Origin of the sequence: uncultured Aquimarina sp., assembly GCF_947495315.1 — a bacterium.
Classification (GTDB): Bacteria; Bacteroidota; Bacteroidia; order Flavobacteriales; family Flavobacteriaceae; genus Aquimarina.
On sequence record NZ_CANLYD010000014.1, the window covers coordinates 55598 to 82027 of the forward strand.

Here is a 26430-nt window from a genome sequence, read left to right on the forward strand (position 1 = left end):
ATACATATTTCTCCTTGATCATTATAGTTTTTATGAAGCTGTCCGAAAAGCACAATATTTACAATACTGTCACATTGAGCGGAGTCGAAATGTACTAAAAACCAAGTGTAGTTATTTCTCGACTCCGCTCGAAATGACAGAGAAATCTACTTTTCAGACAGCCTTATAAAATAAGAACAATGTCTTAATGTGCCCAAAGCGTTGATTTATAATATGATTAGGAATTAATATTGGAGAAACTTTAAAATCATTATTATGAAACAATTTAAAAGAACATTCAAATGGGTTTCCTTATGCAGCGTGCTAATAGCACTAATTTCTTGTTATGGAGATGGTATTGATCCTAAATTAGAAGTAGAAACAATTGTCAGCAATTTTGCAGCGAATGGGGCTGTATCTGTTGACAGAAATGGAGATGTGTACGTTTCAGAGTACGGCAGATTCGTTGATACTGGCGGCAGTGGAACTCGAGTTTTTAAGTTAGATGCTACAGGAAGAATCTTAGACACAATACAAGGTTTATCTGGTCCTATGGGTACAGCAAAAGACTCTAAAGGAAATTTATTTGTAAACAATGCAAATAATACAATTAATGGCCAGGTTCTAAAAATTACACCTACAGGAGAAAGAGAAGTGATTGCTACAATTGATAGTTGGCCGAGTAGTATGACAATTGATAGACAGGACAATCTTTATATTTCTAATTATACGGCACCAACGGTACACAAAATTTCTGCTACCGGTGAAGTGATAGAATATGCGAACGATCCAAGATTATTAGGAGGAGTTGGAATTGATTTAGATAGTAAGGGAAATGTAATCGTGGCAAATTTTTATACAGCCGACATCTATTCAATCGATAAAAATGGTGAAATTTCACTAATAGCGAATATTCCTAATATTGTTATTCAGAATTTTGGTATCGGTTATATCACTGTAATTAACGACGTTATTTTTGCTACTGGAATAGCTGTAAATTATGTTTACAAAGTAACCTTGGATGGTGAAATTGAAATAATTGCTGGTAATGGAGAAGCTGCACAGGTAGATGGTTTACTGTTAGAAGCATCTTTTAGTAATCCTAATGGAATAGCGGCAAATAAAAGGACAAAAACATTATATATCTCTGAATATACTGGAGTGGGAGGATTACGTAAAATTGATTTAAAACCTTATTAATGCTGTATTACTTTGTGTAGATCAATTGGTGAACCTGTTTAATTAATTGTTATAAGGCTAATTCGAATATTAAAAAGATCGAAATCTTCAGGTCTCGATCTTTTTTTAGTTATGGGTAACAAAAAATAGTATTAGGAACTTTTAAGTAACAAACCTCATTCGCGAAGAGTAGACAAAATCCTGATTGTCTATAAAATGTTCAGGAATTAATCATTTTTAAAATCAAAAATTATGTTACAAAACATTCTCCACATCAGAATCTGATTAATTCTTAGAGCTAACGAGTGAAAAAATCGCCTGAAAACAGGAATTCATAATTAACTGATTATCAATAACTAAATTTGATGTTAGTTGAGATTAAAAATCAACAAAAATGAAAATCAAATCATTACTTATACTGTTATTTGTTTGTTATCAAAGTTTCTCTCAAGTTTCAGTTGGTCCTAAACACATTGGTAGGTCTTCAAAATTCAAAAAAGGAACATTAGACAAATTCAAAAATACAGAAACTGTTTTTGTATTGTCTGATATATATGACAAAAATACTTACGAAAAAATATTGAAAGACTCTTGGAATGTTACTCCATATAAATTAGTGAATAAAAAAGATTTTGATATTGAGGATTATTTAAGTGATAAATATTCAATAGCTCGATTAGTTGGTTTTAAGAGAATAAAACAAATGAAAACAGGAGGAACAGCGACTTCCTTATTCACCTATATTGATTTTAAAATATACGATAAGGAAACCATTTTCAAAAAATTAAATAAACTTTCCGAAAAAAAAAGAGCTAAGAAAAAGAATAATATTATTAATCGTAATTCAACTAACATTGCTCGTTTTTATATTTTCCCAAAAGATGATTTCATTAGTACTGCATTAAGTCAAGATACGGAAACTATTGTTACTTCTATGTACACAGATGATATATTTTTCAATTATAAACCTGGTTTGTTAAAAAATTATTTTCAGAAAATAAATAGACTAATCAAGAAAGAAGAAGAGTATTGGATGTACAAAGATGATTATCAATTAGAACTAAAAAAACTAAACTCCAATAAACTCTATATTCCTTCATATATGACTATAAAATATAATGGCTGGACTGGTCAGGATAGTGAAGAAGATGATGAGAACATTAAAAAGATTTTTAAAAAATATGAGTTTCAATATGAAATTTTACAAGATAATGACTTGAGTGATAGAATAATGAATAATGAAGAAATTTACTATTTAAGATATGTAAGAATGAACGCAGAACGTTTTTTACAAGTTGTCAATTCAAAATCAGGTGAGATTTTATATAGAAACTATATAACTGGACTCTCCTATAAAATAAAATCCAAACATATATCCGATCTGAATAATAAAATTAAAAAAGCTTTGAAAAAATAAAGAGCAATTGATAACACTATACAAACAAAACACAACTCCCTTTCGGTCATTAACGTTTGTTATATTAACCGTTGTAAAACATTCAACACATCAGAAGGTATAGAAATTCTTACCAAGAGCAAACAAAAAGTAATTATAGCAGGACAACGTTTTGTATGTACTTGCGGGTTTAGTGGAGGAGGAATGCCTACCTATATTGAGGGTGCCACAATTGGTGAGGCATTACAAATGATGGGCGGAATCTGCAATGGACAAGGAGCTCAATGTAATGAAGCATCTTCTATGGCAGGAGCATCATAAATAAAACAAAACCTGAAGAATAAGAATAGTTCATTATTCTTCAGGTTTTTATGGAAAACTCTCTAAAAAAAAGGGGAATTTTCTTCTTTTATTTGTGTCCTATTGCTGAATACAAATTAATCTTAAAACTAAATTATTAGCTGTTAAATTAAGAACAACTGTAACTTTTATAGTATAAGATTGTTTATAGTAAGAAGTATTTGTGTACCCAATCGGTCGCTGATATATCTAAATTTATTTAGATTTGAAATATAATTTTTAACTGCATATATGAATTCTTTTGGAATAGTAGACCTAGTATTATTTTTAGGAATTAGTCAAGGTATTTTTTTGGCTATTACTCTTTCACTACTCCATAATAAAAACAAATCAGCTAATAGAGTATTGTCTTTTATATTACTCATAGCATGTATTATGCTTGTCGGAAGAGTATTTTATCCGAGATTTAATGGAGCATTTTTTTTCAGAATAGCAGGATTTGTTGATACATTGATTTTCGTTTTTGGACCTTTATTATATACCTACATAAGAAGATTAACCTTTTATGAATCCCCAGATTATAAGATTCCCTGGTATCATTATATGCTCGCTTTTCTACATGTAATGTTTTTTAGTTGGACGTTGTCGTATTCTATAGAAGAATTGAAAACGATGGCTAACGCAGGAGATTTAGGTCTTATTTATTTTGTTATAGAGACTTTAGGTTTAATAAGCAATGTAGTATATACAATTAAATCATACTATTTACTTAGAGTTTATAAAAGAGAAGAAAAAAAGAATCTTTCTTATTCACAGAAAATTCAAACTTATATTAACTTTTTTTTGTTAGGAGTTTCTTTTTTTATGGTTTTATGGATGATTAGCTATACAAATACTTTTTTTGTACGCCGTAGAGAACTATCGTTTATTAGTTATCATTTAATTTGGGTTTCAATACCTGTATTTATTTATATTATTGGCTTTTTTAGCTTGAAACAACCAGAAATATTTAGAGTTCAGCTTATTAAGAAAAAAACGATTTCAAAAGAAAGATTGAATGGAGAAGAATTAGAAACATTAAAGAAAAGTTTAGAAGATTTAATGGTTCATAAAAAAATATACCTTAATAATGAACTTACATTAAAAGATCTTTCTAAAGAGCTTAACGCTTCTACTAATAATGTATCATGGTTACTCAATAATATACATAAGTGTAGTTTTTATGATTATATAAATAAGTATAGAGTCCAAGAGTTTATTTCTAAAATTCAAAAGGGAGAACACTTTAATCATACCATTTTGGCTTTGTCATTAGATTCGGGTTTTAATTCGAAATCAACTTTTAATAAAGCTTTCAAAATGATTAAGAATGATACCCCAAGTAATTATATCAAAAGATTAAAAATTACCTAAAAAAGGTTTTACAGGATACACACGGTCGATTATTAAACGCTTTTGATTCAATTTTGAGCATAACTTTAAAATTAAATCAAATGAAACGAACAGTTAATTATTTTTTCATAGTTAAGAAAGCAATCTACTCTTCAATTATGGTACCCGCTCTTATTTTGTCTTTATTCCTTATTTCCTGTAGACCTGGAGAGGTCCCTAATATAAAAACTACGGTAGAGACGGTAGTTGATGGTTCAATTTCTGATGGGTTGGCTCTAGATCGCAAAGGAAATTTATATGGTTCTGATTTTTATGGAAACACAGTTTACAAAATGACTCCTTCTAGAGAAGTAACAGTTTTTGTAAATGGTTTGGTTTCCCCAAATGGGATTGGTATTAATAAGAATAGCGAAATTTATATTTGTGATAATTTTGGAAACGCTATTTATAAGTATTCAGAAGAAGGTACACAATTAGATAGTATTCCTGCAATTTCTCCTGCTGGTATAAAACGAATCCCAGGGACTAATGATATGTTATTTGTAGAGTACAATACCAATACGATTAATATATTATCAGAAGACAATACAATTACTAAACTACACGAAGGAGCGCCTATTAATGGACCTGCCGGAATTGCCTTTGACAGAAGAGGGAATACGTATATAGGAAATTTCAACGACAGAAAAATTTATAAATACAAGGATGGAAACCTGACTTTTATTGCTGAGCTTCCTGCTGGAGCACCAAATGCTAATTTCTTAGGGTTTTTGACGTATGCGAAAGGTTTTCTTTTTGCAACTCAGCTGGGAGAGCATAAGATTTATAAAGTCAATCTTAACAAAGAAAATGAAGTTGAGGTATTTGCAGGAAGTATATTGGGTAACGATGATGGAGATATTTCTGAAGCTACGTTTAATTTTCCAAATGGAATTTTGGCAAGTCCAAATGGCAAAGTTTTATATGTGTCAGATGCCGGCACAAATAATCTAAGAATTATTGAAAGTAGCATCGATTATTAATTTAGATCATTAATAAATTAGGGGAATTTTCCTATTTTATTTTGTAACTTACTCTCACAATGCAAATTAATCTTAAAACCAAATTATTATGTTAAAATCAATTTTAACTCAACAAGGAGTAAAAGAATTAAACAAAAAACAACAACAGTCTGTTAATGGAGGAGGAGGTTTAAACTCCGAATGTCACTCAGATAGTGAGTGCGACCATCCATTAATCTGTGCAGGATGTTTATGTAGACCAGTTGGTGGACCGTTTTAATTAAAGAAGAATAATTTTTAAGGCTAATTCAAATATTAAAAAGGTCGGAATCCTAAGATTCCGACCTTTTTTTTATTCTTTTAATATAAAAGTTTAGGTTTTTCATCTTCACATGCTACTCCATATTGGCTTTGGCTCAATTGAACAATCAGAGATGATACCCCATTTTTTATTAAACACATCTTCTAAATCTGTATATGCGTTCACTTTTTTTAGGAAATCTTCTACATCGATAGTTGTGGAATATGCTATATAATCCTTCGGTCCTCCACAAGCTTTAGCTCCAATTGCCGTATATGTCCAATTAGTAGCATCTATGCAGGAGGTACTGTTGGCAATGGTTTGTATTTCATTAAGCATTGCAACAAGGACTTGTTGCTCTTGTTCCATTGAGGAAGTTGTATCGTCATCATCATTACAACTATTAAAAAGAGTAGCAAATAAAGCGATACCAATAACCAATAAATTTCTCATTTTTTTACCTTTCTTAAATGATTCATTATTTTAAAAAAGGTTGCGTAGCATAGTTCTTTACTTAGGAATCTCACTTTTTCGAATATGTCATTTTTTGGTTATAAATATTTTTGCTAGCTCGTATGAGTAGGTAAATAAGTCGGATGTGGTGCCACTTCGATTCATTAATATGGATATTGATAAATTATATTCCGGAAATAGAATAAAGACGGATGTGGAACCTGCGGCAGTTCCAGCGTGGTGAATGATTTGTACTTTGTGGTTTTGGTCAAACATTTTTTCGGTAAAGCTGTTACGCCATCCCATCGCATAGTTTTGTTTATTGATTTCGCCTGTGTCTAATTGCACTGGTTCTATAAGAGTTTCTGTGGTGTCTTTATCTAAAAATTTATGGTTTAGAAAAGCATTACCAAGTTTTACAAGAGCTGTTGGCGTAGCAACAAATCCGCCTCCAGCCCATTTATTACTATTATTGACTTTGAAAGTTTCTTTGTACATGTTTTCATCTACATCATAAAATTTTGAAATATTCTTTGTAGGCATAGAGGATGTTTCACCATTGATGTGTTTAATATTTAAGGGACTAAAAACGGCTACTTCCATAAAACTCAAAAAATCTTTACCAGAAGCACCTTCCATCATAGCACTGAGCAAAGTATAATTGTACGAACTATAACTAAAATCTGTACCAGAATGAAATAGTAGCGGAGAATCACTAAAGATTTCTATACTTTCTCTAACGCTGGTATATTCTTCATTATTAAGGTGTTCCCATATAGGAAAGCAAAAACAAGTACCGTAATTTCGTATTCCAGAGGTATGTGATGCAAGCTGTTTTAGTGTTATTTCAGAGAGTTTCTCGTTCGCGTAGGGGACAAGTTCTTTGACTTTAGCATCCCGATGTAATGCGCCACTCTGCAGAAGCACACCGAGTCCTAATGAGGTTACCGCTTTTGATGTACTTCCGATTCTGAATTTTGTATCCAATCGTATTTCTGTAGCATTTTGGATATCTTCATATCCAATAGCATTAGACCAAATGATCTTTCCGTTCATTCCGGCAGCGACCGATAATCCTGGCGCTTTAAGATGCGTAAACATTTCTTTTAAGATACTATCGGCTTTTTGTTCCATTTCATTATCGTGATTCTCGATGGGTTCTAACTCACTAATCTTTGGAAAGGTATTCCAGCCCGATGTATAGGTCATAATAGGTTCAAAAAGAAAGAAACATAAGATTAGAATTGGTAGGATTACAGAAGTGATTATGATGCATTTTTTCATGATGATGCTCGTTTTGAAATTTGACAAATGATTTCCTGTCATTGAATCAGTATTCAATGATATTTTAATGTGAATAAATACCAGTTAGATTATTCGGTGGCCAGCGTTTTTTCTTTAGCCTTAATCATCTCACAGACTTTAAAAAGTAGAATGATTTCTAATAAAATGGTGGGTGTAAGAAATACCAATCCAACAAAAGATAGCAGTACAGTGGTCATGAATGCATAGGTAATGATTTCGAAAATCCCCGTAACTGTGGCGATGGTTCCTAAAGCATTCTTAAGCCTTAAAACAGATATCCCAAATAAGATTCCTATGATTCCGTAGGTCATGGCTTCTGCACCGATAACAATATGATAATCAAAATCACCGATGTATAAGGAAATGATGTCAAATCCATAAAACAGAATGGTGATAAAAATGAACATGAACGCAGTTATTTTTAGCAAGTAGTTTTTAAAAATCTTTCCGGTAAGTACAAAACCACGAGTAAAAAGAACAATAGAAGTTACTAAAACTATTTTCAGAAAAATATATAGCCACTGATTAATTACCATCTCATTTTCTTCAATTCGGTAATAATCTACTATAATTTCTACAAAACCAACCAGAAAATATATAATACCACTAATCCAGGCAATGTTTAGTTGTCTTGTCAGAAAACTTGCTTCTTTTTCATCATCTATTTCGAGTAGAAATATCTTTTTAAATTCTTTTGTTACTTTAGAATTTTCAGTTTGTATTTTTTCCAGGTCGTAATCCAGTGCAGACAAAATTGTTTTTATCGTATAGCTTCTAGGTGTTACTTCACCGGCTTCAATTCTTTGTATGGTTCTAACACTAATATTACATTGTTCGACTAACTCTTCTTGGGTAAGTCCTTTTGATTTTCTGAGTTCTGATATTTTTATACCTAATGCTGGCTGTTCCATGATCTTTAAGTTTTTAGTTTCTGTTGAAGTAGAATTCTCTGCAGTAGAATTACTAGAACTTGTTTTCATTTGATACAGCAATATTAAGTTTCAGAATTAGTTTCTCAAATTTTTTGTCTTGACTTTGACCCGACATTAACCTGACACTTCCTTTTAATAAAGGGTTTCAGGAGTTTTGTGTTTTTCTTTTGAGTTAGAAATATAGGAATTATTCTAATATCTAAACTCATGTTTTTTGATTAAGTGGGTAACAAAAATTTAGATAAAGAACTTGATAGTAATTAAACTCATTCGCGAAGAGGAGACAAAAACCTGATTGTCGATAAAATATTCAGGCATTAACTTTTTTAAACCTTTATAAAATGAAAAAAATAACAACGTCAAAACTGCTTCAGATATTAGGAGTTTTTTTATCTATAATGATTGTTACCTCTTGTGACAATAATCAGGAAGAACTTTCTTTTGAGGAAGATTCTATAGAAATATCGACAGCCTCACAAAAGACTACAACATTACCAAATAGATTTCAATTTTATTGCGGAGCCAGTGGAAATGATAGGATCATTAGTTCTAATAGTATTACAGGAACGGGAAGCTGGACCTCTGGTAGATATGTTCCTGGAGCAGGTCTTACTAAAACACATATTAGTGGCACTCAATACGGAAGTAGGGTAGCCATTGTGTATAGAGGTCGTAGTAATACCGGTAAAATTTATTATACCATTTCCAATAATGGAACTGATTTTAGCACAGAAAGAACAGTTCCTGGTGCACTAACATCTAATAAAGGATTAATTAGAACGGTATCCAAAAACGGAGAACTATATGTGTTTCATACAGGAAAAACATCGACCGGACGTATTTTCATGAGCAAATTTAATGGTACTAGTTGGACGACGAGTAGACCAGTGACTCCAAGCATGAGTTTTAACGATTTTGACATAATAGAAAAAAATGGAGTATTTCTATTGGCTATGATGGGTAGTGTGCATTTAAACTATTTACGTAGTGTAGATGGGTTAAATTTTCAAGACTTAAACATTAATATTAGTATTCCTTTTCCTGAATTTCAGTCTCCCGGTAACGCTCTGGATATTGCCATAACCTCAAGAACCGATTCCAGAAGATTGAATCATGTTGTGATTAGAACAGATAAAAACGAAATGTGGACATCTTCTTTTGGCAATTCCTTAATCCCTAACACTTTCCAAAAAGTAGAAGTCAGACCAAGGGATTATGCTAAAACAGATCAACGTCCAGGAATTGCTACTAATGGAACTCAAGTGATATTGGTATATGAAGGGAATAGTTCTAGTAATATATACTATGCTTTTAGAAACGGATTTTTTTGGTCACAGACTAAAACAGGTATAAAAACAAAAAATTCTGGAGTAGATCTTTTATACATTAATTGAAAATGAATGACGTTTATTATTAGTTTCATATATATTAATAACGTTAGCCTCTATACCTGGATACCATCTCATCATTTTTTTGGTAAGGTTCTCAAAAGGCAGATATAATCCTATTGTCTGGATAAAAATGAGTAGGTCAATCATTATTGAAAAACACAAAAAATTAAAACAGGCGGTCCAAAAACCGCCTGTTTTATCATAAAATTTAAACCTTTTTTTTGAAAAGCGGTATTATCTCTAGTAGAACTACTAGAAGTTGTTTCTATCTGATTCAGCAATATAATTGTAAGAAATAGTGTCAATTATGCGAACGTAAGAATCTGTTTTTTTAAAAGATATATACGCTATAGTGAACTACTTTTTTTTACAGGAAACAGCAATGTACATAAGATTTTATGCGCACATTTTTAAGTTATTCAGATAACTTTTAACTTCTATATACATAGCTTCTTTGCTATACATATCATCGATGTTATTGCTGTAATGATAACCAAATGAATAATTCATGGAAAATTCTTCTATATTAATGAGTTCCGGATAACTTTTGTAGTTCTCTATTTCCTCGGCAAATCTTCTTTCTATATTAGAATAATTAATTGTATAAAGTTTATGGCTATTTAGTAGTATTGCTAAAGATTCCTTTAAAAAACTGAATTTCTCCTTTCTTTTCATAGTCTAAGTTGGTTTTGTCCTTATAATTCGAAATAAAGTTAAAAATAAAATGAATATTTCCTCATTTTTTAGTGATGACTAGTATCTAAAACATCGATTAAGTGTAATTTTTTATCGACTAAAGGAGTTAATTGTAATAAAATGTGATCATGTTTACGTCATTCAAAAATTTTGAGTGTTCTCATAGATAAATTGCGGAGGCTGTAAAACCTTTGCTATTCATTCCCGCACCACCATTATAATCAGTTAGGGTTCAGCCTCTCCAAATGTTTCATGATTGATCTTAGAAGGATGGACTTGCTACATATCCACTATTTTGAGCCAATACAATGATCGAATTGAATAGCGATAATATGATAAAACCTATGTTTTTCACTTAATAGAGTTTCTTGAGAATTATTATTCAGTTTTAAACAAAATAATCTTTACTGAATTATCAAATAATCTTCTATACAAAGATAAGCGCTGTCTCAGGGATTTTATGTTCTTCAATTCAGCGAAAATCCATAGATTTTTATCCTTTTCAGGAAAATAGAAGCTTAAAACGGAATAATCAATAGCATTACTGGAAATCATTGTTGTTGGATACTTACTCAGTAAACTTTGTAGTTCTCGTATTTTAACTTTTAATTTTTCTCCTTCTAATAGACTTAAATCCGAAGGGAAATAGAAAGAAGTATTAAACCCTTTATTTTTAAAATGATTCAAATACTTTATGTTCGGAGATTCAACAATTACATTCTTAGGGTTAATTATATTTTTATCTGTCAATTCTTTTAGATATTCGGAAGCTATAATAGCATTTTCAGGAGTTAGATTTTTTAGATCTAACCAATATAGTAGCTTAGGGTTTTCGGTTGATTCTGCAAGGTATCCTCTTAAATATAGTCCTTTAGATTGTTCAGGAGGATGATAGATGTCAAATACCATAGAATCTGATTTGAAAACGACATCTAATTCAATTCCTTTATAGATATATTTTGCTTTTTCGAGTTTTTCTAAATTATTCACTCGATGAGCCCATATTTTATCCGAAAAAAATAATTTTAAAATGAAATTCGAATAAAAACAAAAAAGGAATAGCCCAATAACTAGTATGCAGACACTCCAGATATTTCTATTTTTCTGAAGTCTTTTTATATATTTCATCAAAATTTTTATTTTCCTGAATAATTCTAGGCCTTTCAGAAAATTCCTCGTTAAATATACTTCGATTTTTGTCAAATCCGTCAAATTTTATTTCACTTAGATCTGATACAGCCTGTATTAATTCATCGGTCATGAATTTATTACGAAGATTAAATTTAGGTTTGCGTAAACTTCTATATTTAGGAGAAACCCAAAGAATAAATGGTATTTCATACATTGATTTTGTTGCAGAACCTTCGAAATGACCGAAAGAATCGTCATTTTCATAAACTTCTTCCCCATGATCTGCAAAGTATAATACATAAGATGTTGTATTACTTGCTTTAACCTCTTCAATAATTTGTCTAACTACAAAATCATTATAGCGTATTGCATTGTCATACTGAGAAATTATTTGCTCCTTTTCATCATGAATTTTAGAAGGGATAAAATGATTAAATTCTTTAGGATAACGCTTATTATAGTCAATGTGAGTGCCTAAAAGGTGAACAAAAATGGCTTTTTTGGATACAGAATCGTTTATGGCTTTTTTCAATGGTTTTATCAATTGATAATCATAAGAGGTTTTTTGATTATAATTAGCAATGTTAATAAAAGTTTGAACATCGGCCCCTCTAGCGATTTTTGTTAGCCGGGTTTCATGTAAGCCTACAGGCCTTTGATTAGATAACCAATACGTTTTGAAACCTGAGGCTTTCATTAATTGGATAATACTAAGATCATTTAATTTTGAAGGGTTTTCATAATTACTAAGAGTAAGGACTTTAGTTAAGGATTTTATGGTATATGTATGGGGGCTTATTACATTCTCAAAGACGAAAAGCTCCTCTATTATTTCATCTAATTTTGGAGTAGTATTTCTACCGTATCCATACAATCCCATTTTATTTTTTGTAGTAGATTCCCCAATAATAAATACATAAGTTTCTTCTGTCGCAATCTCATTTCTATTGATGTTATAAAAAGAATGGTTTTTAGTGTTTAGTCTAAAACGATCAAATTTTTTGGTCTCTTGATGGTATTGAACAGTTGTTTTTATAAAAAGATAAGGTACGTTATAGGTAATTAACTTTGTGATTTTTAAAAATATAATTGATGCAAGTAGAATACTAAAAATACTCCCGTATCGAAATATTTTTGTTGAATCAGGAAGAAAAATGTAATCATTAAACCATTTTTTAATCTCAAAATAGCTAATTAAAATTATGGCAAAAATAATTATAGAAAAGCTTATAATATTTATGTTGAGATAGGCACTGATGAATTCCGAAGCTTCATTTAGATTAGTTTCAACCAAAATATAAATACACGAAGGATTAAAGGTAACTCCATATAGATAGTAAAAAATACTTTCAAACCAGATAAATAGTCCAATACTTGTATATCCCAAAAAAAATAAAATTCTTTTTACTTTATAATTTTTAAAAAGGAAGAAAATAATTAAGAAGAGAGTATAGAAAATAATATTCTCGACTAAATTATATACTCTGCTAATGTTGAATTCCTGGAATATAATCTCAAAAAAGAAAGCGAGTACAGCAGGGAAAAAATAAATAATTAAATAAAAATATTTTTTCATTCGCTATGTTGCTTATTTGTGGATGAAAAATGAAAAGGCTGCAAAACCTTTAATCCTTTATTCACCGTATCTATATTTTCGAAAGTTACTAATAATCTCAGTCCATTTCTAGTATTTTTTTCCTTCATTTTGCACTTGTCAGGATTTTTCTGTACAAATTGTAACACCCTGGAAAATGTAGGAGTTTGATAGAAACCGGATTGTTGATCACTGATAAAATATCCGATCAGTTTATCTTGTTTCATAATGATCTTTTCTAATCCGATAGAAGTGGCAATCCATTTGATACGCACAGAATTTAATAAATCCACCGCCTGATCCGGGATTTCCCCAAAACGATCTACCAATCGTTTCTCGTAGGCTTGCAGCGCTTCTTCATCTTTGATCTCATTGAGTTCTGTATACAGATTGAGACGTTCGGTAATATTGTTGATATAGTCATCCGGAAAGAGCAACTCAAAATCAGTATCAATCTGCGTATCTTTTAGATATACTTTTTCTTTTTGATCATCTTCATATAAGTCAGCAAACTCATTTTCTTTGAGTTCTTCGATTGCTTCATTTAGTATTTTTTGATAGGTGTCAAAACCAATTTCATTGATAAAACCACTCTGTTCTCCACCTAATAAATCTCCTGCACCACGAATTTCCAGATCCTTCATAGCGATATTAAACCCACTACCTAAATCCGAATGCATTTCTAATGCGGTGATACGTTTTCTGGCATCATCGGTCATCGCAGAATATGGTGGTGTAATGAAATAACAAAATGCTTTTTTATTACTTCGACCTACACGACCACGCATCTGGTGTAGGTCTGACAGTCCAAAGTTATTGGCATTATTAATAAAAATAGTATTGGCATTGGGCACATCTAGTCCGCTTTCTACAATGGTAGTAGAAATCAATACATCAAATTCTCCATTCATAAAGGAGAGCATCAAACCTTCTAGTTTTTTGCCTTCCATCTGTCCGTGACCTACGGCAACTTTGGCATCCGGAACCAGGCGTTGCACCATTCCGGCAACTTCCTTGATATTTTCAATACGATTATGAATAAAATATACCTGTCCACCGCGTTGTATCTCATAACTTACAGCATCTCTAATGGTTTCTTCTGTAAATCGAATCACATTGGTTTCTATTGGATATCGATTGGGCGGAGGTGTGGTGATGGTAGATAAATCCCGAGCTGCCATCAAGCTAAATTGTAAGGTTCTTGGGATAGGTGTAGCGGTTAAGGTAAGTGTATCTACATTTTCTTTGATGGTTTTCAGTTTATCTTTTACCGAAACTCCGAATTTTTGTTCTTCATCAATCACCAGTAATCCCAGATCCTTAAATTTTACATTTTTATTCACCAATTGATGGGTTCCTATGATGATATCAACTTTACCAGCAGCTAGATCTTCCAGCGTTTCTCTTTTTTGTTTTACCGTTCGGAAACGGTTTACATAATCTACCACTACCGGAAAATCTTTCAGGCGTTCCCTAAATGTTTTTGCGTGCTGAAATGCCAGAATCGTTGTAGGAACTAGTATCGCAACTTGTTTTCCGTTATCAACTGCCTTAAAAGCGGCTCTGATAGCAACTTCGGTTTTACCAAAACCAACATCTCCACAGATCAGTCGATCCATAGGTCGTTCACTTTCCATATCCGCTTTTACATCTGCTGTAGCGGTACTCTGATCCGGAGTGTCTTCGTATATAAAAGAAGCTTCTAATTCGTGTTGTAAATAACTATCCGGATTGTATTGAAAACCTTTTTGCAATTTTCGCTTTGCATACAACTGAATCAAATTAAACGCAATATGCTTTACTCTTGCTTTGGTCTTTTGCTTTAGGGTTTTCCAGGCTTTGGAACCTAACTTATAGATCTGTGGCGGTTTGCCATCTTTACCATTAAATTTTGAAATCTTATGAAGCGAATGAATACTGAGATACAACACATCTCTTTCTCCATATATCAGTTTGATAGCTTCTTGTTTTTTGCCTTCGACATCTATTTTTTGTAACCCACCGAATTTACCAATTCCGTGATCGATATGTGTTACGTAGTCACCAACTTCGAGGTTGGTCAATTCTTTGAGCGAGATAGCTTGCTTTTTAGCATATCCACTCTTTAGATTAAACTTATGATATCGCTCAAAAATCTGATGATCGGTATAGCAGGCTATTTTACGATCGTGATCAATAAACCCTTGATATGCAGAAAAAACAATCGTTTCATATTGTTTTACATCCAGGTCTGCATCATCAAAAATATCATGAAAACGTTTAGCTTGTTGATCACTTACGCAGAAGATATAATTCTTATAGCCTTCTTCGTGGTTTTCATTCAGGTTTTTGATTAGTAAATCAAATTGTTTATTGAAAGAAGGTTGCGGTTTTATGTCAAACTTAATCGCATAATCAGCTTTGGTCAGTGGTCGACTTCCTATTTCGATTAAGGTAAAATCCAGTAATTGCTTTTTGATTAATGCTGAAGAAGCAAAAAGTTCCTCTGGAGTTCCGTGTTTGATATCCTCAGACAGCGTTTTGAAAGCTTCTTTAGCTTTTTCAAGATTTTTGTCGATTCTCGCGGAAAGCAGGTCAATATCTTTAGCAAAAACCACAGTTTTAGAAGCGATATATTTCAGAAAACTTTCACGAGTTTCCTGCATTGCTTTATTTTCCACATTCGGAATGATAGAAATTTTCTTAATCTGATCTGTAGATAATTGCGTCTCTACATCAAAGGTTCTGATACTATCAACTTCATCCCCAAAAAACTCTATACGATAGGGTTCATCATTACTAAATGAGAATACATCTACAATACCACCGCGAACCGAAAATTCTCCAGGTTCGGTTACAAAATCTACTCGTTGGAATTGGTATTCGAATAATACTTCATTGACAAAATCCAATGATAAGGTATCGCCAATTGCAATCTTCAGTGTATTTTTCTCCAGCTCTTTTCTGGTGACTACTTTTTCGAATAAAGCATCCGGATAGGTAATAATCAGCGCAGGTTTTTTTCTGGAATTAATTCTATTCAGCACTTCTGCTCTTAAAAGAACATTCGCATTATCCGTTTCTTCAATCTGGTAGGGTCTGCGATAACTTCCTGGATAAAACAATACATTTTTATCTCCAAGTTGCTGTTCTAGATCATTAAGATAATATGCCGCTTCTTCTTTATCATCAAAAACACACAAAAAAGGGGTGTCTGCTTGCTCAAAAGCAGTTGAAATTACAAAGGATAAAGAGGATCCGATAAGACCTTGTAGATGTGTTTTACTTTCGGATTGGGCAATAGCATTCCCTAGTTTCTGAAGAGACAGAGACTGTGCAAAGGTTTGCGTGATTATATTTTTACTCACGTAGCAATAATTTTAAACAAATATACTATCATTCTTTTAGTTATAACAAGCCTGTATATAGTGATACGGACTAAAACCAAATATTTTTTAAAGTTTTGATAAGAAACTTTCGCAAGTTTCCCGTTTTGAAGTTAAATTCTAGTAACATATTCTAGTTAAAAAGAAATTATCTAAATCGCTCTATCAATTTTTTTCCAGGATTGGTGGTTCTATTCAAAAATCCATGAACACCAGCGGCAAGTACTAATATAATAGCACCTATAATTGCTGTGTACGCGATGGAAGTATAATCACCGTTATGTCTTACATATATTGCTGTTAGTGCCCATGCGCCGACCAATGCAAATTCTCGCATATTTCTTTTGATAATCATATAAATATTAAGAAGCACGGCTATTGTAATCATCGTAATGGTCCAGCTAACTTCGGAAATACCAAAACCATTCCAATCAATTTTAGAGAGGTATGCGGATATATTAGCAATGGTAGCTACAGCAATCCATCCAGAATATAAACAAATAGGCCACCAAACAAAAGCAATGGTTCCGATAGGAGCATCCCAGCGTTCCATATTGGTGTTAATAATAATTTTTAGTAATGAAATCAATATACCTATCATAATTAGTACAGAAAGTCCAGTAAATTCATAAACGAAAGCGAGTACCCAACAACCGTTTAGTAGATTGGCAATCATAAACCAATACGAAGTTTGTTCTATAAATTCAGCTTTTTTTGAACTAAGAAATGCATTTCTTATTTGATAGATGGAATATGCAATTAAACCAAGAAAAATAATCCCCCAGATTGCAAATGCATAGCTGGCAGGAGTAAATAAATTATCATATGTATTACTCAATTCTCCAATAGTTGTATTATTAAATCTAAGTGCTTGTGAAAGGTAATTTATGGCTAAAACAAATACAACAGATAGTAGATTAAGGATCGCTAATATTTTCTTCATGATATTATTTTACGCTTCTAAAGGTAGTGTAAAAGACTCATACAGCTTAATCCAAAAGAGTAAATTGGTGTCTTTATAGCTTGAATTCGATTGTAATAGATGAATTGAAAAAAGCCGTCAAATTGAGTGATTTTTCATAGTGAAACGAAGAAAAATTGTATCGAAATTAGGCTTTTGATTTAAAATCCATTTGTCTTCGATACAATCCGCCTGAGGCGGATCTGACTGACGTAAATTTTCTTATATCGAGCGCAGGTTTATATAAAACAATTCAATAGTTTCTCAAAATCTTCTTCGGTATTATACACATTACAAGAAACTCGCATAGCATTTCCTCTAAAAGAGACAAAAATTTGTGCTTCCTTCAATTTTGCCTTAATCTCTTCTACATTGATATGATTAGGAAGATAGATTCCGAATAAATGATACGCTCTATATGCATCATCTTCGATAAAACATCCTAATTCTCGGAGTTTCTGTACAGCATCTTTGGAAATACTTTTTCCATATTCCTGAATGTTTTTTGGTTGCCATTCGATCAATTGTTCGACGGCTTTTATCATCATCGGCGTTAATACAAAATTACTAGATTCTCCAACAGAGTATCGAGCTGCTTTTTCCTGATATTGATCTTCGTATTTTGTAAGTCCAGAAAAGTCTTCGCTATTATATCGGTTCATCCAATTATGTTCGATCGGTGTTCCATTATTAAAAGCATCACTGTAATAAGCCATGCCAATAGCATAGGGGCCTAATAACCATTTATAACCACCACAAACCAAAGCATCTGGCTCAATTTCTTTTATAGAAAATGGCAATGCTCCAACGCTTTGCGTTCCATCAATGACTACCATCGCGTTTACGGTTTTGGTTTTCTCGCGAATAGCTTGCAGGTCAAATAAAGTTCCATCTGCCCAGTGTACTTGCGGCATTGCAATTACTGCGGTATTTTTAGTGATAGCTTCCAGAATATTTTCATTCCAACACTTACCTCTATTTTCTAATTCGATAGGAGGTTTAATAATTTTGATGGTTGCATCATTTTTCTTTGCAACTTCTTGCCAGATATATACATTGCTAGGAAATTGTTCATCTACTAAAATGATTTCATCCCCTTTTTTAATGGGCACATTATTAGCTGCATTAGCAATACCATAAGAAACCGATGGAATGATCGCAGTATTTTTATAATCCTTGGCGTCAATGAGCGTTGCAAAACGCTGTTTCAGAGTTTCTTTTTCATTAAAGAAATCTTCAGGGAGGATTTCGTTAGGATGTGCTTTTCTTTTTACGGATTGTACACCTATTTCGGTTACCGATTTCAATTGAGGAGCCATATAGGCTCCATTGAGATAGGTAATTTCTTCGGATAGATCAAAAAGATGTTTTTGGTGTTGCATGTACACTTTTTTAGTAAAGAACTAAAATTAGTGTATCGATATCATATGTAAAAGTGTTTATGAAAACATTAGGAATACCTTGTTGTTTTATTGAATTCTTGATATACTTAAAAAGTTTAATGCCTTTTACTCTTTTAAATAAACTTTATTTTATCCGTTACAATTATCTTCTGAATCGAGAAGTTCAGTATTCGTTTTAGTTGAAATGCCTGTACAATTTAAGGTTTCTGGATACATAATAGGAAAACTTCCTCCTTTAATATGGTGCAGATTATTTAGTCTGGTAATAACTATTTTTTGTAGGCTTAATTTTTTGTTTTTCATTCTCTTTTTTTAATATGACAGTTCGTATTATTGTTGATTCGAAGATAAGTAGACTAATACAATTACATCTTACTTTTTTATGACTTTATATCCGTTTTCGGTGAAAACGGGGTGATAAAATGAGATTATTATAAATGGTTTACTGATCGTTATAGTTCGCTTCAATTTGTTTTTCTAATTCTTTAATGAAATAAGAAGGGTGTATTCCATTTTGTTTATAAAATGCTTTAGAGAATGCATCCGTAGTATTAAAACCCATTTCTTGTGCAATTGCTTTTATCGTATAGTTTCTAAATTTAGAGTCTGTTTTAAGTCTTACTATCGATTGGTCTATTCTAAGACCATTGATGTAACGATTAAATGATTTCTCTTTATAGGTATTAATAATTTTAGATAAATATTTAGAATTAGTTCCAAATCTTTTTGCTAAAATATTTACGGATAAATCAGTTTGTATAAATCCTAATTCATCTTCAAAACTAGTTAATTTGTCAAGTATCTCCTTTATACTTTCTTCAGGAATAGCAAGTTTAGTTTTTTCGGCTTTTGGTATTATTGGCTTGTCTTGTTTTGCTTGAGAATCAGGTTTGTGATACAGTGTTTCAAAACGTCGTCTGTATTGCCTTTGTCTACGATGATTAATCAACCATAAAACAAGTAATAAAAGACTAATAATAGTTAATATGCTAATGATTGTATACGATGTTTTTTTTCCGGTCTCCAAGCTGTCTATAATTTCTTGTTTTTCGGAAAGTAGCCTCGGCGTATCATAATTTTGTACTACGGTTTTTATTAGATATCGATAATTAGTGTGTAGTACACTGTCCACAGTGATTAGCTGTTTGATATATTTTAATTGATTATCCTTATCGCCTAACTCTTTATAATAATTGATTAAGATTTCATAATTCTCTCGATTATTTGGCATAATCTCAGATATTTCTTGAAATATATCGTCCACTTTTATATGTGCAGCAATAGCGTCTATTTCTTTTCCTAAAGCCGTTAATGTCTTTCCATAAAAAAAATAAGCCATAGATAGATTAGCCTTATCTTCGTTAATTTTCAATTGTTCAATAGCAATTGATAAACTATCTTTTGCCTTGATAAAGTTTTTTTTATCAAATAAATTAATTCCTTCATTTAATGTAAAGTAATACTTGAAACTTTCGTCATTAAACTTTATAGATTCTGTATAGCCAAGAGTATTGATAGAAGTCGCTGAATCTAGTTTTTTATTCAAATTATAAGCATCAGATAATGCAAATAATGTTCTCAAATAGGTCCTTGGTTTTTTTTCTTTAATTTTTGAATAATATTGATAACATTGTCTAAGTTCTACTAATGCTGTTTCGTATTCCCCAATCCTACTTTTTAGGACACCAATATTTTTTTTGCTAGCATAAAAAAGATGAGTGTTTTCAAATTCTTTTGCTTTTTCAATGGTTTTAAGATACAAATCAAGGGCTTTCTTAAAATTACCTCGATTATATGCTATTGCGGCTTTATTATAATATGCAAATGTTGGATAAGACTTGGTTCTTAAGTTATTTGCATATAGAATCATACTATCCGCATATTTTTCAGTAATTTTTTCATCCTGAGTAATACGTGAGAAATAATAGAAGCCATCTGCTATTTTGGAGGTGTCCCTATCTTTTTTTGCTTTGAATAAATATGATTGAGCATATATTATTGCTTTTGATGAATCCTTTGCATTCTTGAATACCATTTTTTTTAGATATGTATATTCTTTGGTAAGTAAGCTATCAAAAGAGGTTTGAAAAGCAAAAACAGTGTTGGTGTTAAGAAATAAAAACAGTATTAAAAAAAGAACTGCAAAATGTTTAATTCTTATGCGTGACAAAGCAATGGCAAATGGCATATCTGACTATTTTTGTCGTACAAACCTAAAGATTTAGTATATAAAAAACTAACATTTAACTTTTTGTGTTTCATCACTTTTTTTGATTGATGTCTATTTTGTAGGGCTGTTTCTTATTGTAAAATTTGACATTCCTTGGTTCGGTGTTTATTGTTTTGATTTTTAAGTATTTATATTTTTTTTATAACTGTTGATTCCCAGAAAACATACTGTGTTTTCCCTGAAAGTCAGTTTACTTCATTTGTTTTCTTTCTATAGTCGCTTTTATATTTGTTCTCGACACAGTGATAATTATTTAAAAGAATTCGTACAAAATAAATAGTAAAGATTCGATTATAATTAATTTATTATTCTCTCCTTCGAATCAATATGAAAATCTAGACAGAATTCCTGAATGTCTATAAATGCTTAGGAAAATACAAATCATTAATTACTTGTACTCATGAAAAAAATCATTTTTGTCCTGTCTCTTTTTCTTGTTATTTCATGTAATAAAGAAGAAGATTCTGAAGAATTTTTAGATCGAAACGAAGGATCCTTAAATGCATCCGAAAAAGTGGATGCGTTGGAGCGTTTAGCGTTAGACTTTATGGATACTGCAGAAGGAAATAATGGTATCGAACTAGATGAAAAAACTAAGCTTAAATTGAAAAAACTTGCTTATTTAATTTTATCTGATATAAAGAAATTGAAAGAGGAAGACTTTAGAAAATGTGCTTATGGAGGTTCTCTTTGTGACGGGCCTTATTATGATTGTATATGGTGGGCTGCTTCTTGGGATAATCTATTACGTAAGTGTAATGGTCCTGAAGCTGATCGACCTTTTAATTGTGATCAGATTAGAGAAGACTATTTGGCAAATATAGACGAAATTGAAGCTACATATATTAGATGTACTAATCAATTTAATAGTTGTATAAGCAGTGCCTGCGGAGGAGGAGGTCCACAAGGTCCGCTATAGAGTTTTACAGAACTTGTCTCGCTCAGAATAAAGGTTACATAAAAATCTTAGACAGAATTCCTGAATGTCTATAAATGCTCGGGAAATTATACAAATTATTAAACAACTTGTTTATGTTAGAAAAGATTTTAAAATTAGAAAACACAACAAAACTTAGTATCAAACAACAAAAATCAATCAATGGAGGTTGGGGGTCTGCAGGTTGTTTTCCCCAATGCGGTCCTGGTGGTGGCGTTCCTAATTTAGGAACTCCTGGAAGATGTACTTGCTATTAATTAATTTTCGTCGGGTAGTGCAAATTTGTAAAAACAGATGTACATAATAATGGTATGGCTGTTTTCGAAAAAAAGAGATTATGTATCTCAACCAGATTTTTGAATCTATTCTTAAAACAAGGTAAGAATTAATACTTTAAGTCTTGGAAGATAAAATTCAGACAGAATTCCTGAATGTCTATAAATGCTTGGGAAATTATACAAATTATTAGATAACTTATTTATGTTAGAAAACATTTTAAACTTAAAAGGGATAAGTCAATTAGACAGAAATCAACAGATCATTGTAAAAGGAGGTAATAAAAACGCAAATGACAGTCCTTTTGATGAAGAAACACCAGGTGGAGGTTGTTATTCAACTGGAGGTTGTCATTAAAAGTAAAACAGCATAGTTTAGACTTAAAAATACTTGTTTTTTGAACAAGTATTTTTTCTCGACAAAGGGCTATTTTTTTACAGACTTAGTTTAAGAGTAGCTTTTAGATGTTTTGGGCTTTATTAATCTGAAAATCAAAGACGTAGCAAAGAAGATTCTTGGGGTAGAATTCTTTGAGTATGCTCTAGAATAAACATAAGGAATATAGCTTATTACAGTGAGTTTGTCATCAATCAAAAAAAGTACGGATTTTTATTTCATAGGGATATTCATATTAAGACAGAATTCCTGAATGTCTATAAATGCTTGGGAAATATATAACTCTTAAATATCTAAAATTATGTTAGAAAAGATTTTAAAACTTAACGGAATTCAAAAATTAGAAAAAAAGCAGTTGAAAGATATAACTGGTAATGGGTGGGAAATACTTTGTAGTTCTAATTTTTGTTACCCTCACTGCTCAACTATAGGTTCAGCTTGTCATTAAAAATTATTGAGAACAAAAAGACCGTTATGAATACGGTCTTTTTTAATATTATATATTTAATTATTGATTACCTGAGGACGTAAATATGTGAGATCTTTGATAGATTAAATAGTCAGAAAAGCAAAAAAATACTTTTGATTTTGCACATGCTATTCTATTATTGATGCACTAAAATAACTTCCTTTTTGGTGATAGCATATATTTTAGTTTTTTCGGTAGGTTTTAGTGTATGATTACCGGTAAATTCTCCAAAAGCAGGTAGAATCAATTGATTTTCTTTCTGATAAAAACAAGGTAAGCGAAGACGCTGTTTACCTAGTCCGCCTAAAAGTACTCCAGGATGAATATGACCACAAAAATTGAAAAGTCCCTCTCTTTCTTCTGGATGATGACTAAGCAAGAAATTATCTAAAATCAATTCTGAACCTATTTTGATTCTAAGTTCTTCGTATTTACGAGGTGAGATAATATCATGGTTTCCTACAACAAGAAGAATTTCAGAATTCATTTTAGAAACCCAATCAGAAAACAATAACCACTCATTATTAATGTAACTATGGAACAGATCTCCTAAAAAACAAATTGTTGAAGGATTAAAAAAAGAGATTACCGTATCTAATTGTTCAAAGTTTTTGAGAATTGCTTCTTGTGGTACTGCACTGCCATGTTTTCTAAAATGTGAAACTTTACCAAGATGTAGATCAGCAATCAATAACATGTTTCTTTCTTCCCAGAACATAACACCAGTTGGGTGAAGAATAAAGGTTTGATTTTGTATCTGTATGGTTTGGTTCATTACTGAAATTAGTTTTCAAATAACACCTCCCTCAATCCCTCCTTTTTAGGAGGGAAGGTTTAGTTTCTTAAGCAATCATTTTTTGGTTAACAAAGCTACCATCTTTTTAATACGATCTTCTAGTTTTTCACTAGATAATTTTTCTCTTGAGAACCGATCAGTAATAATTGGAAATGAAAAGGGAGTAGGCTTTTTGCACGATTTCCAGACGATGGATTGCCGTTCAATTCTTTCCAGGGCTTTTTGTAATCTTCCTTCTTCTAATTGATGTTCGAAGGTTTCTGTAAAAGCCTGTCTATATAATAAATTTTCGGTCTCATAATCTCTGAATACATCAAATAGTAATTGTGAACTAGATTGTAGATGTTTGGTTTTTAACATTTTATCAGGATACCCCGTAAAAACCATCCCTGATATTACTGCGATATCTCTAAATTTACGTCTGGCCATTTCTGTAGCATTCAGACTTTTTTGAAGATCACTATGCATTTGATCCTTAGTAAAAAGATCGTTATCTATTACTTGTTGCATATCAATTTTCTGATCTGATAGTAGTTCAAAACCATAGTCGTTAAATGCTATAGAAAAAGAAATAGGAAATAAAAGACTAATTCTATATGCTAACAAGCTTCCTAAAGCTTCATGCACAAATCGACCTTCGAAGGGGTAAAAGATGGCATGATATCCTTCTCGTGTTTTAAAGGTTTCAATTAAGAATTCATCGGGTCCGGGAACAATACTTTCTAATCGTTGTCTTTCGAATATGTGAGACAATGATTTTAATTCTACTGATTGGGTGTTTATATTTTTAATTTGAGATGAAGAAGCAGTATATAATTCATTACGCAGTAATTCAGACATTTGGGAGGTAAGTGTCAATCTACCGCCCATCCAACTTGGAACTTTAGAAGTTTTCTTAGAGGATTTACGTACTAAAACCTTCATCTCTTTTATACGTACAAGTTCCAGATTTCTTCCTGCAAAGGTAAAAACATCTCCAGGGTTTAATTTTGAAATAAACCATTCTTCGATACTGCCAATATAGCCTCCTTTAAGATATTTAACCATTAAAACTGCATCGCTAACGATCGTCCCGATCTGTAGCCGATGACGCATCGCAATCCCTCTATTATTTACTTTGAATAATCCATCTTCTAGAATTTCTACTTTCTTATACTCATCATAGCTTTGGAGGCTTTGACTACCTTTGGTTATAAAATTGAGGATCCATCTCCAATCATCTTCAGAAATGGCTTGATAACAGAAGGTGTTTTTAACTTCATGATAAATATCTTTTGGATAAAATCCATCAGAAACCGCAAGTGTAGTAAGGTATTGGATAAGTACATCAAAGCTATTTAGATAGGGAATACGATCTTCTACTGTATTATGTTTTACAGCTTGCTGTAGCGCAGAAGCTTCGATCAATTCTATGGCATGAGTTGGTAAAAAATAAATAACACTGGTTTTACCAGGTTGATGTCCACTACGACCTGCACGTTGCAGAAATCGCGCGACTCCTTTTGGGCCTCCAATCTGAATAATTGTTTCTACTGGAGCAAAATCAACACCTAGATCGAGACTTGATGTACATACTACTGCTTTTAGGGATTCATTACGAATAGCTTGTTCTACCCAAAGCCTTGTTTCTTTGTTGATACTGCCATGATGCATGGCCATTTCTCCTGCAAATTCGGGATATCTTTGTAATATTTTTTGAAACCAAATTTCACATTGACTTCTGGTATTGGTAAAAAGTAAGGTGGTTTTACTTTTTCTGATGATCGGTACTACTTCATCTAATAAGTGAATTCCTAAGTGGCCACGCCAAGGGAAAGTTTCCATTTCATCAGGAATAATACTTTTTACTTTGATTCTCTTTTTGAGATTTGCTTTGATCAAAACTGAATTTTGTAGTGCTTCTGATTGATGTCCTAACAATACTTCTCGAGCCTGTTCTAGGTTTCCAATTGTTGCCGAAATTCCCCAAATTCGAAGATCTTTTGATATCGTTTTTAACCTTGATAAGGCCAATTCTATTTGTATACCTCGTTTCGTGCCTAATAGTTCGTGCCACTCATCAATAATAATGGCAGAACAATCTTTGAAGGTTTTGTCATATCCCTTTGATGCTAAAAGTAGTTGTAAACTCTCGGGTGTGGTAATGAGCAAATCTGGCATAGATCGCCTTTGTGCTGCTCGTTCTTTTTGGGAAGTATCACCCGTTCTTATTCCGACTGTAAGTTGTGTGTTTAGATCTTCAGCAACTCTTTCTGTCGCTTGTTTAATTTCTTGGGATAATGCACGTAGTGGTGTAATCCAAATGGCTTTCAATCCTTTTTTATGTTTGGTTTGATAATCAGGATTATTTTTGATGTAGTACAGAACAATAGGAATCCAAAGCGCGTAGGTTTTTCCGCTTCCTGTAGGAGCGTTCAATAATCCATGTTTGCCTTGTAGAAATGCTTTCCAACTTTGCTTTTGAAAAGGAAAAGATTTCCAATGTTGTTGTTCGAACCAGGATTCTGTAATATTGAAGAGTTCTTTTTGCGTCATATTACGAGCGAA

The 26430-nt window shown here is 31.9% G+C and carries 22 protein-coding genes; 9 read left to right on the plus strand and 13 right to left on the minus strand.

Features of this window, described 5'->3' with window-relative positions:
• Positions 1–255 precede the first annotated feature (255 nt).
• The 5 genes from Q0910_RS20955 (at position 256) to Q0910_RS20975 (ending at position 5527) form a co-directional block, all read left to right on the plus strand.
• Positions 256–1179, plus strand: a complete 924-nt coding sequence (locus Q0910_RS20955; protein ID WP_299220959.1) for a hypothetical protein — start codon at positions 256–258, stop codon at positions 1177–1179.
• 373 nt (positions 1180–1552) lie between these two features.
• A complete protein-coding gene (locus Q0910_RS20960) occupies positions 1553–2575 on the plus strand; it encodes a hypothetical protein (protein WP_299220961.1) in 1023 nt (340 codons plus the stop codon).
• 570 nt (positions 2576–3145) lie between these two features.
• Positions 3146–4267, plus strand: a complete 1122-nt coding sequence (locus tag Q0910_RS20965) for a helix-turn-helix domain-containing protein (protein ID WP_299220963.1) — start codon at positions 3146–3148, stop codon at positions 4265–4267.
• A gap of 80 nt (positions 4268–4347) precedes the next feature.
• Positions 4348–5268, plus strand: coding sequence for an SMP-30/gluconolactonase/LRE family protein (locus Q0910_RS20970; RefSeq protein ID WP_299220965.1), 921 nt, complete (start codon positions 4348–4350; stop codon positions 5266–5268).
• 88 nt (positions 5269–5356) lie between these two features.
• Positions 5357–5527 carry a hypothetical protein gene (locus tag Q0910_RS20975; RefSeq protein WP_299220967.1) on the plus strand — a complete coding sequence of 57 codons (171 nt, stop codon included), beginning with the start codon at positions 5357–5359 and terminating at the stop codon, positions 5525–5527.
• A gap of 108 nt (positions 5528–5635) precedes the next feature.
• Here Q0910_RS20975 and Q0910_RS20980 read toward each other — a convergent pair whose 3' ends face one another.
• The 3 genes from Q0910_RS20980 to Q0910_RS20990 all read right to left on the minus strand — a co-directional run bounded on the left by Q0910_RS20980 (position 5636) and on the right by Q0910_RS20990 (position 8286).
• Entirely contained in the window at positions 5636–6001 is a 366-nt protein-coding gene (locus Q0910_RS20980) for a hypothetical protein (RefSeq protein WP_299220969.1), read from the minus strand.
• A gap of 87 nt (positions 6002–6088) precedes the next feature.
• The gene (locus Q0910_RS20985; protein ID WP_299220971.1) at positions 6089–7285 is read right to left on the minus strand and encodes a serine hydrolase domain-containing protein; all 1197 of its coding nucleotides are present in this window, start codon (positions 7283–7285) and stop codon (positions 6089–6091) included.
• A gap of 89 nt (positions 7286–7374) precedes the next feature.
• Entirely contained in the window at positions 7375–8286 is a 912-nt protein-coding gene (locus tag Q0910_RS20990; protein ID WP_299220973.1) for a helix-turn-helix domain-containing protein, read from the minus strand.
• Positions 8287–8579: 293 nt separating this feature from the next.
• On the opposite strand from Q0910_RS20990, the gene Q0910_RS20995 reads away from it, so the two are divergent.
• Positions 8580–9632 (plus strand): hypothetical protein, encoded by a 1053-nt coding sequence (locus Q0910_RS20995; RefSeq protein WP_299220975.1) that lies wholly within the window; start codon positions 8580–8582, stop codon positions 9630–9632.
• Between the two features lie 393 nt (positions 9633–10025).
• Here Q0910_RS20995 and Q0910_RS21000 read toward each other — a convergent pair whose 3' ends face one another.
• The 8 genes from Q0910_RS21000 to Q0910_RS21035 all read right to left on the minus strand — a co-directional run bounded on the left by Q0910_RS21000 (position 10026) and on the right by Q0910_RS21035 (position 20967).
• Complete coding sequence (locus Q0910_RS21000; RefSeq protein WP_299220977.1) at positions 10026–10304, minus strand: hypothetical protein; 279 nt, start codon at positions 10302–10304, stop codon at positions 10026–10028.
• 399 nt (positions 10305–10703) lie between these two features.
• Entirely contained in the window at positions 10704–11315 is a 612-nt protein-coding gene (locus Q0910_RS21005) for a hypothetical protein (protein ID WP_299220978.1), read from the minus strand.
• Positions 11316–11421: 106 nt separating this feature from the next.
• Positions 11422–12843 carry a sulfatase-like hydrolase/transferase gene (locus Q0910_RS21010; RefSeq protein ID WP_299220980.1) on the minus strand — a complete coding sequence of 474 codons (1422 nt, stop codon included), beginning with the start codon at positions 12841–12843 and terminating at the stop codon, positions 11422–11424.
• 185 nt (positions 12844–13028) lie between these two features.
• Entirely contained in the window at positions 13029–16397 is a 3369-nt protein-coding gene (gene mfd / locus Q0910_RS21015) for a transcription-repair coupling factor (RefSeq protein WP_299220983.1), read from the minus strand.
• 166 nt (positions 16398–16563) lie between these two features.
• Entirely contained in the window at positions 16564–17358 is a 795-nt protein-coding gene (locus Q0910_RS21020) for a tryptophan-rich sensory protein (protein WP_299220986.1), read from the minus strand.
• A gap of 257 nt (positions 17359–17615) precedes the next feature.
• Positions 17616–18758, minus strand: a complete 1143-nt coding sequence (locus Q0910_RS21025) for an aminotransferase class V-fold PLP-dependent enzyme (RefSeq protein WP_299220988.1) — start codon at positions 18756–18758, stop codon at positions 17616–17618.
• A gap of 150 nt (positions 18759–18908) precedes the next feature.
• The gene (locus Q0910_RS21030; protein ID WP_299220991.1) at positions 18909–19082 is read right to left on the minus strand and encodes a hypothetical protein; all 174 of its coding nucleotides are present in this window, start codon (positions 19080–19082) and stop codon (positions 18909–18911) included.
• A 139-nt stretch (positions 19083–19221) separates the two neighbouring features.
• The gene (locus Q0910_RS21035; protein ID WP_299220994.1) at positions 19222–20967 is read right to left on the minus strand and encodes an AraC family transcriptional regulator; all 1746 of its coding nucleotides are present in this window, start codon (positions 20965–20967) and stop codon (positions 19222–19224) included.
• 442 nt (positions 20968–21409) lie between these two features.
• Here Q0910_RS21035 and Q0910_RS21040 point away from each other — a divergent pair, with 442 nt between their 5' ends.
• The 3 genes from Q0910_RS21040 (at position 21410) to Q0910_RS21050 (ending at position 22579) form a co-directional block, all read left to right on the plus strand.
• Complete coding sequence (locus tag Q0910_RS21040) at positions 21410–21928, plus strand: hypothetical protein (RefSeq protein ID WP_299220997.1); 519 nt, start codon at positions 21410–21412, stop codon at positions 21926–21928.
• Between the two features lie 113 nt (positions 21929–22041).
• Positions 22042–22203 carry a hypothetical protein gene (locus Q0910_RS21045; RefSeq protein ID WP_299220999.1) on the plus strand — a complete coding sequence of 54 codons (162 nt, stop codon included), beginning with the start codon at positions 22042–22044 and terminating at the stop codon, positions 22201–22203.
• 223 nt (positions 22204–22426) lie between these two features.
• Complete coding sequence (locus Q0910_RS21050; protein WP_299221002.1) at positions 22427–22579, plus strand: hypothetical protein; 153 nt, start codon at positions 22427–22429, stop codon at positions 22577–22579.
• A 644-nt stretch (positions 22580–23223) separates the two neighbouring features.
• Here Q0910_RS21050 and pdeM read toward each other — a convergent pair.
• Both pdeM and Q0910_RS21060 read right to left on the minus strand, forming a co-directional pair.
• The gene (gene pdeM / locus Q0910_RS21055; RefSeq protein WP_299221007.1) at positions 23224–23862 is read right to left on the minus strand and encodes a ligase-associated DNA damage response endonuclease PdeM; all 639 of its coding nucleotides are present in this window, start codon (positions 23860–23862) and stop codon (positions 23224–23226) included.
• 75 nt (positions 23863–23937) lie between these two features.
• On the minus strand, positions 23938–26418 hold the full coding sequence (locus Q0910_RS21060) for a ligase-associated DNA damage response DEXH box helicase (RefSeq protein ID WP_299221010.1): 2481 nt from the start codon (positions 26416–26418) through the stop codon (positions 23938–23940).
• Between the last annotated feature and the right edge of the window lie 12 nt (positions 26419–26430).